General features: G+C 33.0%; 10 protein-coding genes. 5 read left to right on the top strand and 5 right to left on the bottom strand.

All coding sequences use genetic code 11. The annotated features are described in order from the left end of the window. Positions 1-4: 4 nt before the first annotated feature. Genes H3U73_RS08735 through H3U73_RS08725 form a run of 3 tightly spaced genes read right to left on the bottom strand, consistent with a single transcriptional unit; the run spans position 5 to position 2,508 of the window. Positions 5-808, bottom strand: a complete 804-nt coding sequence (locus H3U73_RS08735; protein ID WP_084550266.1) for a glycosyltransferase family 25 protein — start codon at positions 806-808, stop codon at positions 5-7. Positions 809-835: 27 nt separating this feature from the next. Continuing rightward, positions 836-1,624 carry a putative nucleotide-diphospho-sugar transferase gene (locus tag H3U73_RS08730; protein WP_198190399.1) on the bottom strand — a complete coding sequence of 263 codons (789 nt, stop codon included), beginning with the start codon at positions 1,622-1,624 and terminating at the stop codon, positions 836-838. A gap of 32 nt (positions 1,625-1,656) precedes the next feature. Further along, on the bottom strand, positions 1,657-2,508 hold the full coding sequence (locus tag H3U73_RS08725; RefSeq protein ID WP_084550268.1) for a glycosyltransferase family 25 protein: 852 nt from the start codon (positions 2,506-2,508) through the stop codon (positions 1,657-1,659). 436 nt (positions 2,509-2,944) lie between these two features. Between H3U73_RS08725 and H3U73_RS08720 the strand changes: the two genes are divergently transcribed. Beyond that, on the top strand, positions 2,945-3,781 hold the full coding sequence (locus H3U73_RS08720; protein ID WP_198190398.1) for a hypothetical protein: 837 nt from the start codon (positions 2,945-2,947) through the stop codon (positions 3,779-3,781). 397 nt (positions 3,782-4,178) lie between these two features. On the opposite strand, the gene msbA is transcribed toward H3U73_RS08720, so the two are convergent. Then, the gene (msbA, locus tag H3U73_RS08715; RefSeq protein ID WP_084550287.1) at positions 4,179-5,966 is read right to left on the bottom strand and encodes a lipid A export permease/ATP-binding protein MsbA; all 1,788 of its coding nucleotides are present in this window, start codon (positions 5,964-5,966) and stop codon (positions 4,179-4,181) included. 498 nt (positions 5,967-6,464) lie between these two features. On the opposite strand from msbA, the gene H3U73_RS08710 reads away from it, so the two are divergent. The 3 genes from H3U73_RS08710 (at position 6,465) to H3U73_RS08700 (ending at position 10,920) form a co-directional block, all read left to right on the top strand. Next, positions 6,465-7,469 carry a hypothetical protein gene (locus H3U73_RS08710; RefSeq protein WP_084550289.1) on the top strand — a complete coding sequence of 335 codons (1,005 nt, stop codon included), beginning with the start codon at positions 6,465-6,467 and terminating at the stop codon, positions 7,467-7,469. 297 nt (positions 7,470-7,766) lie between these two features. Beyond that, entirely contained in the window at positions 7,767-9,896 is a 2,130-nt protein-coding gene (locus tag H3U73_RS08705; RefSeq protein WP_084550292.1) for a hypothetical protein, read from the top strand. Between the two features lies 1 nt (position 9,897). Next, positions 9,898-10,920: a glycosyltransferase family 2 protein gene (locus tag H3U73_RS08700; RefSeq protein WP_084550295.1), complete on the top strand. Its 1,023-nt coding sequence runs from the start codon at positions 9,898-9,900 to the stop codon at positions 10,918-10,920. Between the two features lie 48 nt (positions 10,921-10,968). Here the strand turns inward: H3U73_RS08700 and H3U73_RS08695 are convergent, their stop codons facing one another. Then, a complete protein-coding gene (locus H3U73_RS08695) occupies positions 10,969-12,018 on the bottom strand; it encodes a hypothetical protein (protein WP_084550298.1) in 1,050 nt (349 codons plus the stop codon). Between the two features lie 206 nt (positions 12,019-12,224). Between H3U73_RS08695 and rfbB the strand changes: the two genes are divergently transcribed. Next, positions 12,225-13,298 (top strand): dTDP-glucose 4,6-dehydratase, encoded by a 1,074-nt coding sequence (rfbB, locus tag H3U73_RS08690; protein WP_084550301.1) that lies wholly within the window; start codon positions 12,225-12,227, stop codon positions 13,296-13,298. The last annotated feature ends 5 nt before the right edge of the window (positions 13,299-13,303 follow it).

The following is a 13,303-nucleotide window of genomic DNA, read 5'->3' as shown; positions in this document are numbered from 1 at the left end:
ACAACTATTCCTCAAAATCACTTTTTATTATTGGCACCAGCATACGTTGTGCACACCGCAGCACGGATAACTGCCTCCATCCCATACGAATTTGTGCTGCCAGACGACGATATTTAAAGCATACGTTACTATAAATATCTTTTGCATGAGGTTTCAGATTATTCTCAGGAGTGATAGTAGAAACAAAAGATTCTGTATGCTCCAGACCATAATTAATACACTGATCCAGTTGAATTGCAGCGGCCGGATACACTTGTCTGGCATTCAAATCATATGAACGACACAAAAATGCATCAGCAAGCGCCGGTGCCGAATATTCAGCTCTGTTTAACAGCTTCCGTGCCCCGGAAGGGAATAAAACATATGCAGCGGCACCTGTCCGATCCTGATATAACCGGCGTAATTCATAACCATCAATTAAATTAAAAGCTTTTTTACTTATCCATTTACGTCGATGGCGCGTTTCCAGATTTACATAATCAACTTCATTTGCCAGAGGAATTAACGCAGCAAGAATATCTGCTGTTTTACGCGATAATAGAGCATCATCTTCAAGAATTAACCAGGGTTTATCGGTATTAAGTACATATCGCCATGCAGCTTTATGGCTTAAAAAACAGGCTACCTCAGCCGGACGCAATTTACGCTCCCAGCCATTTGCTAATTGTTCATATTGTTCACCAAGAATATCCGAACTATTAACAGCAGACAGGCGCTGCATAGGTATTTGCAAATGAATCAGTTGTTTGCGCTGAAATTCCAATCGCTCAAATGAATGATCCAGATTAATTACTAGAGCAGAAATCATCTGTTTGTATCACCACAGATATTATAATTAATCATCAGATTTTTGCTTAAACAGAACATCCTCAATTTCTCGTATCCGATCCATGCGGCGCTGTACTTTACTTTTCCGTATTGAAAACAGCTTCCCGCTGGTTCTCAGATTTTCATGAACCACACGGGCCGCCTGTAACTGTTCGATATAAACCTGCTGTTTAGGTGCACGCAGATTGTCTTCACGATCAAATATCCAGCAAAAGCCAACAGGCAAATGAAAAACTTTATAACGAGGATTGTCAGATGCCTGATCAGCAGCAATGACAGATTGTAAAACCTCCTGATCCCAGATTTCCGGATGTGCTATACACTGCCGGTTCCATTCGGCCAGCAAGTGTCTTGCAGCCTCAGTGTCCTGGAAAAAAAGAGTTGCAGATACTAAATGACCATCTCCTAAATCATAATACACTGCAATATCACAATCCAGACTGGCAAGATATTTTAACGGAGAAACATGAAAAACCGCATCAACATCCACATACAGCATCGGTCCGCTGACTATATCACGTTCACGAAGTAAATAAGCTGCTTTAAACGACGTATTGGCTTCCCACCCACCCTGACTGGAAATAGTAGTTGTCTTAACCCTGATACCCAAACGTTCAGCAGAAGCACACATACGTCTGGCTTCATGCGTATAAAATTCATCATCTGTATGATAGGCTACAACTGTTACCGCATCATCTGCTGATGCTTTCATCTCATCAGTAACAACCCGTGCCAGCGGAACCACAACTTTACGATTCTTGGCTCGCCATGCATATTCTCTGCCCAGTTTAACCATTAGTATTATTCTCAGTGATTAACATACATTTATTATAAACGTGTCCATCCATACATTTTCACAACATCAAAATGACGCCGCCAATGCCGCCCCTTAAGAAAAAATCTTTTAATTTTTTGTCCCAAAGTAAGTTTAAAACGCACACGATGAGGAATATCTGAATCCAGATTCTGAAATGCCAGCGGCTCAACCAAAAAAGCCTCTTTTAACCGGCCACCACTATAATGCCAGACCTTATCAATAGGATAAAAGAGATTTTTACTTGCCTGCAGCATATTTTTAGCTCCCTGCAAAGATACAATATAACAACATGCCAACGACGGAGCGATATCACACTCACAGGCAATCATATGATTACAGAGCATATGTAAACGAAAAATTTTCCACCGGACAATAGCTTTACTTTCCATAAAGCGCCATAATCTGCGCCTTACCAATTGCCAGAATCGCGGTCGAACAAACTGTTTCTGCGCAATACAAGAATTAACTGCCGCAACATCAATATCGTAAAAAGGTCTTTTTAAAGTTAGATTTAAAAAATCAAAAGACTGAAAATTTTTTTCATCAGCCAGCAAAGAAAGCAGTTCAGGTTTAAGCTGTACATCATCTTCCAGAATCAGAGCATAGGGTATATTTTCATCTACCATTCTCTGCCATACCGTCTGATGGGATAAGGCACAACCAATTTCTCCATTAACGGCCTTACGTTTACATTCCAGTGCAAATCTTTTCTGGTTAAAAAAGGCTTTTTGCTCATCAGTTAAACAATTGCCATCAACTGCATTTACCCTTTCAAAAGCAATATTCAGATTTTCCAGTTGTTGTTTAACAAACATTAATCTATCCGGACGGCGTTCAAGATTAATTAAAAAAGTTTTGAGCATTGATTAGCCCTGCACATACTTTAGTCATAAATTATCTATAAATTATAGCTAAAATATGTCTGCCATTCATAGATAAATCCAGTATCCTGATACACTCACCGGTATAAACTGCTAAAATAGCTATCTGATCTGATAATAGTTACACTATTTCAACTTTACAGCTATCGAGAATACCAGATTTCATAAAATTAAGTTAACAATGTCGCAACCAACTATTATTCTGGCAATGTCAAGCTATAGTGACTTCGCTGCTGCCATTCAAAAGCATTTAGAATACCATAATTTTAAAGTTATCTTTATAAACAGCACTTCAGAGGAATTGAAGAAGCAAGTTGATTCCAGTTTTTATTATCCTAACCTGAAATCGCACCTGATTCATACAGCCCGAAAAATTTTTCTTTCAGATTGTTCATACAAAGCATATCTGAAAGAACAAATGTACAATCAGAAATTACTGGCAAATATTAAAAACCTATTAGACAACAATCATTACGACTATACTTTGGTTATACGCCCAGACTTATTTCCTATAGAGGCCTTACAACTGCTAAAAATTCATACAAAAAACGATTTTGTTGCTTATCAGTGGAATGGAATCAGACGATTTCCTAAAACAAAGCCGACAATAAACTTATTTGATCGTTTTTATGTATTCGATTCTGAAGATCTGCATAATGAGGAATACCAGCAGTACCGGCTAAATGGAATCAGTAATTTCTATTTTGATATGTATCAGCCACAACCTGTATTACATACCGGAACCATTGCCTATTTCGTCGGACTGCATGTAGATAGTCGCATTGCCGCTATAGAAGCCTGTGCAAATGCATTAATTAAAAACGGGATAAATCTAGATTTTAATATAAAATTTCGCCCGTCTGAAGCTAGCAAAGCAGAACTATATTCTTGCAGGGAAATTCATTTTATTCCTGAAAATATTACCTTCGATGACAATTTAAAGCATATCAACAATGCAGATATACTCATTGATATCGTTAATCCGGTTCATCATGGTTTATCATTTCGTACATTTGAAGCTTTATATTACCAAAAGAAATTAATTACCAATAACCCACAAATCAAAAATCTTGATTTTTATCATCCGGATAACATTTTTATATGGAAGAATGCGGATGATTTACAGAAAATAGAGAGCTTTCTGGCCAGACCATTTGTCAGCATCAATCCGGATATTATAAAAAAATACAGTTTTGCAAACTGGATAAACAATATTTTAAACAGACAGCCATTCCAGAAAATATCCGTTATATAATTGAAATATTCTAAAAAAATGCTGTAGACTCAAATTTGTATTTAAAAAATGCTAATTACAGCACATTCAATTACACCACATCTGCTTCAGCAAAAGATAAACCAACGGAACTTACTCTGCAAAATTGAATATTAAGAGAATTATCGTACAACAATTTTATATCATACTGAATATGAGTAAATCTTTTTGCTTTAGATATTAATCGAATTGAATGAAATTAATGCATTTAAATTTAATACCGGATACCATTATTTCTACAATCATGGTATCCGGTTAGCAATCTATTTATAGATTTATTATGAATAAAGTACTGAAAATCTAATATTTCTGCTACTTTTCAACATATAAACCAATAAATAAAAACAATATAGGCAAATTTTAAACACTCTTAAAACTGTTAATTTAATGATTTATCTTCAGCTGAATTGCGGGTTTCACCAAACTGCATCCGATGTAAGAATGCATAACGTCCATTTTTTGCCAGTAAGTCTGCATGCTTACCCTGCTCGACAATTTTCCCCTGATGCATCACCACAATATTATCGGCATTTTCAATAGTCGACAAGCGATGCGCGATCACAATTGTGGTCCGGTTTTTCATTAGTGTTTCCAGAGCAGACTGCACTAATCGTTCTGATTCAGTATCCAAAGCACTAGTTGCCTCATCAAGAATTAAAATAGGCGCATCTTTTAACAATGCCCGTGCAATTGCCAAACGCTGTCGCTGACCTCCGGACAGCTTCATCCCCTGATCACCCACTTCAGTTTTTAAGCCTTCAGGCATATTACTGATAAATGACCAGGCATTAGCAGCTTTCGCAGCCTGAATAATATCTGCCTCTGTAGCATGTGGCGAACCATAAGCAATATTATTCGCAATAGTATCATTAAATAAAACAACATCCTGACTAACTAATGCCATTTTGGAACGAAGATTTTTCAATTCAAAATCATCAACATTTATACCACCTATACTTACATGTCCGCTGGTCGTATCGTAAAATCGCGGGATAAGATTTACTGTAGAAGTTTTACCGCAACCAGACTCCCCTACTAACGCAACCACACTACCCTGTTTAATTGTCAGGTTTAAATGATCTATCGCATTTTTATCCGCATGCTGATAACGCAATGTTACATTCTGAAAAACAATATCTCCAATAGGAGCAGTCAGCTGCTTTTTTCCCTGATTTTTTTCTTCTGGTTCATCCAGAAAGTGAAATACACTATCTGCAGCCATCAGTCCGGCCTGCAAAACACTGGACATATTGGTAATCCGTTTTAACGGATCAAACATCATCAGCATAGCTGACAGAAAAGACATAAAATCACCGGCAGTAAAGCCTGCATGACTGGCTCTTTTAGCAGCAACATATAAAATAATTGATAACGATGTGGCAATTAACAGTTGTGTTACTGCACTGCCAATAGACGTATACGACTGACGTCTTACAGCAAGACTACGCAGAGCCTTATTGGTTTTTTCCAGACGACTCTGTTCATACTGTTCACCACCATAAATGCGTACAACCCTTGTACCATCAATTGATTCAGACAAAATTTGCATGACCTGACCAAGATCATTCTGACTTTTAGTAACTAATCGGCGAATACGCTTATTAATAACCCTTACACACCACGCAATTAATGGAATGGTAACAAAAGTGATCAGTGTTAATTGCCAGTCAAGATAAAACAACCAAATCAGAAGTCCCAAAACAGTCACACCATCTTTGGCAAAGACAGTGATCACATCAAAACCGGCAGCCGTTATTCCTTTAGCGTCATTGGTAATGCGCGACATCATGCGCCCGCGGCTGTTTTCCTGATAGTAACTCACAGGTAACATCATCATTTTTGCAAACAAATCACGCTGAATTACCTGGACCATCTGATTAGAAATATAAGCACTGGTATATTCATTTATATAGTTGGCAACCCCACGAAAAATGAACAAACCGATGATTTCAAATGGTACCCATTTCATAGCTTCGATATTTTTGTCAACGAAACCATTATCAATGATCGGCTTTAACAAATAAGCAAAAAGGGGACCTGTCACACCTACGACAACCATTGCCAATACAGAAATAAAAAAATACTTTACCAGCCCGCGCATATACGGAAATAATCTTTTATAAAGATTATGCGGTGAAAAAGCATCAGCCTTTTTACTTTTTTTCATTCGCTTCCCAGAACAATCAAATACAAAACAAAATAAAACACAGTGTCGATGAAATTACCTGTCGCTATCTCATCATAAACGGCATAAATCCATTAAATTCAGCAAACTATCAATCTAAAACCTATACCAATTATCAATTTCTAAAGTCACATACAACTTGTATTCTATCAAATCGAAAACAATCTGAATAAAATACCTGATAAAAAATTCTCTCCAGTACAAAAATTCACTATCAAATCAATGAAATTTAAATCAGTTGAGACAAACTAAGTACTGATCTTACCGACTTCAATTTACATATAGATAACAAATACTGTTTAATTCAAACAATTTTTAATAGATATTGTATATATTTTTACTCAAAAAGAATAATCAAAACACATATGATATTTAAATTTGAATTAAAATATAAATTTATTCTATATATTGATTGGATAAACCCAATTCTTTACATTTAGCAGTTTTAATTGTTATCAACATCTGAATCAGTTTTTATTCATGACTCGTAAAACCATCATATTAGCTATGCCACCAAGCAATGGCATAGTTGAATTAATTGAAAAAAACCTTCAATTTCACGGATATCAAGTTTTACGATTAGATAGTGTACTGAAATTCAAATATAATAGTATTTGGGAACGTATATATCACTTTCTGCATAAAAATATCACCCAGAGTAAGACATATAAAAAAACTCTACGAGAACAACAAAGTTTTTATAAAGCAAAACAACTTCTGGCAGATAATCTTTATGACTATGCCTTAGTTATCCGGCCAGATATCTTTCCGCAAAAGGTATTAGCTTTATTAAAAAAGCATACTAAAAAAAGATTTATTGGCTATCAATGGGATGGACTAAAACGCTTTCCAGTAAAAAATATTATTCATTTATTTGATCAATTTTTTATTTTTGATCATACCGATTTAAATAACCCTGACTACCAAAATCATCAACTGTACAGTACTACTAATTTCTATTTTGATGTTATAAAGCCGGATTATGTCCAAAATGATAAGTTAGAAGCTTACTATATTGGTGACCATCAGAAAAGTCGCGTTGCCATGATAGAGCAATGTGCCGAAAAACTTGCGGAAAATGGAGTCCGTATTAAATTTATAATACCTACGAGCAAAAAAAGTGATATTAAATGTTATAAATCAAAATATCTTACTTTTGGTAAAAAAAATCGCCTATCTTATCAAGATAACTTAAAAAATGTCTCTACAGCGGATATCCTGGTAGATTTTGTTATTGCAGATCATAACGGTTTATCGTTCCGCCATTTTGAAGCACTTTACTACAAAAAAAAAATAATCACCACCAACAAACACATTCAATATTATGATTTTTATCATCCGAATAATATATTCATTTGGGACGATAAAAATTTAGGAGAGATAAATAACTTTCTTATGAAACCATATAGTCCTATAAATCCGGATATAGTTGCGAAATACAGTTTTAAAAACTGGATAGAAAATATTTTAGGTATAAATTCATAATTAAAATATATAGACTCATTCAGAATTTAGTCTGAAATTTGTAACACCAGATAAATTTTGCCAGTGACAGTCTTTAAAATTCCGAACTGAAATTAAATACAATAATATTTGAAATAAATATTCATTTTAATTTTTATTAAAATCAATTATTTAACTGGTATTTAATTTACAAAATATATATAAATCCAGATTTAAATTTATAAAAAAATAACTTAAGTTAACAATATAAAGAACAATAATTTATTTAATTAACAACAAAAAATATTAATTGCCCAAGGAATTAAAATAGCGTTTATTATGGATACAACAAATCTAAATTCTTTATTAAATTCAGTTAATCATTATTACGCCCAAAATAATGCAGAAATAGATATTAAATACATAGAGCAACTATTAAAAGAGACAGAAGATTTCCCGATTATATCTTTTGATATTTTCGACACTGTATTAACCCGCTTGTTTGAATGTCCTATTGATCTGTTTGCCTGTGTTGAAGGAATACTAATTGAAAAAAATATTTCTTTGCCTGATTTCGCAAAAAATCGTCTTATAGCAGAAGAAACCAGCAGAAAATATTATGCAGCCAAAGAGTTTCAGGAAGAAGTAACATTAGATAATATCTATTCCCAAATGTTATCATTTTATTCAGGTAAAGAGAAAGAACTAAACTTAGCTAAAAATATAGAGCTGAATACAGAAAAATCCAGCATAATACCGGTAATAGACAATCTTTCCCTCATTAACAAACTGCAGGAACAAAATAAAATAATTTATTTTGTATCTGATACATATTTCTCAAAACAATTTATTGAAGAATTACTCCTGCAAGCCGGAATATCTGATTATGGAAAATTATTTGTTTCCTCTGAAATAATGAAGACAAAACACAGTGGCAGAATCTGGGAAGAAGTACTAAAACATAGTGGAAATAAAAAAATTTTCCATATTGGTGATAATCTCCATGCTGATGTAATTCAGCCACAACAATATAACATCAAAACTTTCTCCTATACACGCTTCATTAGTGAAAGAAGATTAGGAGCACAATTATCACCAGATTTAGTTCCTTTTTCTCTGCTTCAAAAAATGAATAAATTATCTCAAAAAGTAATAGTAAAAGAAAAAAATAAGGAATCTGACTTCTGGTCTAATTTAGGCTGTACATTTGGTTCCGTACTATTGAAAAGTTTTATTTCATGGCTAGACCAGCAGATAACAAAATATCAAATAGATCACATATATTTTTGTGCTCGGGATGCTCAAATTATTCATAAAGTATGGAATATTCTTGATATGGATAAAAATCATCAAACCACTTCAAGTTATTTATACTTATCGCGACAAGCTCTACGCTACCCTATATTTTATATGGATATTCTGAATACTGGAAAATTATCAAACTCTTCATTAGATTTAATCATTAATGAATCTATAAGAGAAGGTGAATCTTACAAAATATTTTTTGATAGAATTGGTATTCAGAATAATATATTATCAAAAACCAAATTTAAATCCAAATTTGGAAATTCAAATCAGAATTTTGACTTTGAAAAAATTGCTGAAATCAAAAATTTCATTCAGTACGAATTAACACCGTATTTATTCTCAATTTACAAAAACCATTATACGGATGCAATGGCCTATTATGAGCAGGAAGGATTATTTCATCCAGAAAAACGTATTGCTATTATTGATTTAGGCTGGAATGGCACATTACAAACTGCATTAACTTATTTCCGGGAACATAAAGGTATTAAACAAAAATTATACGGATTTTATTATGGTTTATTTAATCACAGTGCACCAGGTCGATTATACAAAAATGGTATAATGAAATCTGCTTTTTTTAATATGTTTCAGCGGCCAAGTGAAGAATTACTTTTAGAAAATTCTGTAAATATTCTTGAAAATCTTCATTCAGCCAACCACCAGACAACTTCAAAATTTACTAAAAATTCTGATTCAAATACTTATGAGCCCGTATTAAAACAAGATTCAGAAAATATCTACGTCAATCAGTTTAATAAAACAATTAATGTATTTCAACAAAGTACGATTCAAACCATCACAAATTGGATTCGTAACAATAATCTTTTTGGAATTGGTACTGAATGGATTACTACTTCTGTTGCAACAGCAGCTATTTTACAAGTGTGTATTACACCGAACCAAAATGAACAAAAATATTTAGGCGAAATCAGTCACTGCGCATTGAATGACCATAAAACATCATACTATCTCATACCACAGGAAATTCCTGCAGAGAAAAAAGATGTTACACGACTACTTACTTTAGGCGGTTGGCCATGTGGGGTTATAGGACATTGGAAAGCTAATAAGAACAAGATAAAACCTGAAATTTATAGAATAGCAACTAAATTTTTTGATAAATATCCTGAATTAATTAAAAATTATTTGATGAATTAATATGACTATTAACGAAAACCTATACCCAATTAAAAGTTGGTCTGATATACAACTAAACAATATAAAACATGATAATTCAGTAGCAATTATCATGCGGACCAAAAATCGCCCTGTATTATTAGCTCGGGCATTGGAAAGCGTTATTCAACAAAGCTATACAAACTGGCATTTATATCTGGTTAATGACGGAGGTGATACCAGCCCCGTTAATCAATTAATTGATCTGAATTTTATAGATTTAAACCATAAAATTACCGTAATACATAATAATTATTCCTTAGGGATGGAAGCAGCATCTAACTGCGGTCTAAATATTGCTAATGAAGAATATTTAGTCGTACACGATGACGATGACGCCTGGCACCCTGATTTTTTAAAAGAAACTGTTGCCTATCTCAATACTGAACAACAAGCTGTTGCTGTATTAACAAATTGTATTATCATTAATGAGGAAATTCAGGAAGATAAATCCATTCAACTTGGTACAATGCGATGGCCTAACTGGCATGATCAGGTTGATATTACAACTTTAATAAAAAATAATGTATCTCCTCCGATATGCTTACTTATTAGAATGAGCGTTGCTAAACAAATTGGTGAATTCAACAAAAATTTACCAGTTTTGGGAGATTGGGATTACATATTACGATTGTTCAGAGCTGGTGAAATAAAAACATTAAATAAGATTTTAGCCTATTATTATCATAGACCAAATCACAGTAATAATTATGGTAATTCGGTTATTGCAGCAATAGATAAACACCAAAAATATCATGTTGAATTTAGAAATTCTTTAGTTCGTCAATCTATTTTAGAAAATCAGGGGAATTATGGTATTTTACATATACTGTTAAATGATAATATGGAAAAATATAACTTATTATCACAAAAAATCAATAAATTAGATCATAAAATCGGCGATATCCAAGGAAATGTTTATTATTTAAGAAGAAAATCATTTCCCTTAAAGCGACTGGCAGCAAAACTACAGCGGTGCATAAGAAAATGGAGACATAAAATTTAAAATTAATCTCGTACTACATATATATTTTCTAGATGGTTCAATTTTAATTTATTGAAAAGGCAAGCGTATTTTATCATATGAGGATAAATTTAGAATATTCTTTATCCAATTACCAAAACTATATTTTTTTACAATTTCATCATCTATCGGTCTAAAGGGTTTAGATAAAAACTCTTTAATTTTTTGTGAAAGATCATCTTTATGCCAGATAAGGATATTATCAGGATGATAAAAATCATAGTTAGATACATTAACATTATTAGTAATTAATTTTTTCTGGTAATACAAAGCTTCAAAAAAACGAAAAGATAAACCATTATGAAGTGGATTAACGAAATCGACAATAATATCTATTTCGTTTAACATTTCTATGTTTTTAGAAAAATCAACTTCATTTTCGGCACCAAAAATAAAATAATCAGAGCGAGTGTATTGATTAATCTTATTCTGATTGCTCGTAGGGATAATAAACTTGAGCTGGATACCGTTCTTAATTAGCTCAGCTGCACAATACTCAATGTCAGCAACACGTTCGGAAACATGTGTTCCTACATAATATGCTATTGTTCCATTGTGCTTCACCGGTTGCGGTTTGTTCATATCAAAATAAAAATTGGTTATTCCCTCCAATTTATAGTTTTGATAATTATTATCAACTAAATCATGACTATCAAATACATAAAATCTATCAAATAAATTTATTGTATCTTTTGTACAAGGCATGCGTCTCAGTCCATCCCATTGATAAGCAATAAATTCGTTTTTGGTATGTGCTTTCATCAGGTTTAATAAGCTTACCGGATACAAATCAGGACGTATAATAATAGCATATTCATAATTCCTTTTACTTAGCGTTCGCTCAGCATTTGATAAAAGTAATTTTTCTTTTAATTTTGTTTTATATGAATAATTTCTAAAAAAAAGCTTTTGCACCTGATTATACAAATAATCTTTAAAACTCTGATAATGAAAATGCTTGATATATTCTGGATAGTTATCTATGTACAAAACATCAAACCCGTAAAATTCCAGATTTTTTTTGATTTGTAAGTAAATATTACGGCTTTTAGGCATACCCAGAATAATTGTTTTTGTCATAAAATATACCTTGTCTCCCATATAAAATTTACGGAACCATTATACAATATAAATTTAAACAATATCAGACCAACTATATTGCTCGTTAAACAAAGATGACTCAAATTAATTAAATAAATTTTTTTCATCTTACTTTAAATTTTTTATATTCTGATATAATTTATATTATAAAATATTACATTTTTACCAATTTTGAATGTAATTTTATGAATATCCTTATCACTGGGGGAGCAGGATTTATTGGGTCAGCAGTTATCAGATATCTGATCAATGAAACTGACCATAAAATTTTGAATGTTGACAAATTAACCTATGCCGGTAACTTAGAATCATTAGCCACTATTGCAAATAATTCACGTTATCATTTTTGTCAGGCCGATATTAGTGATCTAGTACATATAACACAATTATTTAAGCAATTTCAGCCAGATATAGTAATGCATCTGGCAGCAGAATCACATGTTGATCGTTCAATATCCAGCTCAGCAGAATTTATTCAGACTAATATTGTAGGCACATTTCAACTTTTGGAAATAAGTCGTCATTACTGGGAAAATTTGCCTGAAGAAAAACAACATCTATTTCGCTTCCATCACATATCAACTGATGAAGTATATGGTGATCTTAGTGATTTAAGTTCAGAATTATTTACAGAATCTACTCCATACGCTCCAAGTTCACCATATTCAGCCAGTAAGGCAAGTTCAGACCATCTGGTTCGTGCCTGGCATCGTACTTATGGACTGCCTGTTATTATTACAAATTGCTCGAATAATTATGGACCTTACCATTTCCCGGAGAAATTAATTCCATTAACTATTCTTAATGCTTTACAAGGAAAAAAACTGCCTGTATACGGAAATGGTGAACAAATCCGGGACTGGCTGTATGTTGAAGATCACGCCAGAGCTTTATATCAGGTTGTCACAAAGGCCGAAGCAGGCAGTACCTATAATATTGGAGGGCATAATGAACAGAAAAATATTGATGTCGTAAAAAATATATGTACTCTTCTAGATGAACTGGCACCCAATAAAACACTTGGGATAAAATCCTACAAAGATTTAATCACATTTGTTCCGGATCGTCCCGGACATGATGTACGTTATGCTATTGATGCGAGTAAGATTAAACAAGAACTTGGCTGGGAACCAGAAGAAAATTTTCAATCAGGTTTACGCAAAACCGTATTATGGTATCTAAACAATCAGGATTGGGTAAATCATATTCTGACCGGAGAATATCAGAAATGGATACAACAACAATACCACCCGCAATAAGACAT

This window comes from Snodgrassella sp. W8124, from assembly GCF_016100875.1.
Lineage (GTDB): Bacteria > Pseudomonadota > Gammaproteobacteria > Burkholderiales > Neisseriaceae > Snodgrassella > Snodgrassella alvi.
Note: the sequence above shows the minus strand (reverse complement) of the source record. Positions and strands in the feature narration are given on the sequence as shown.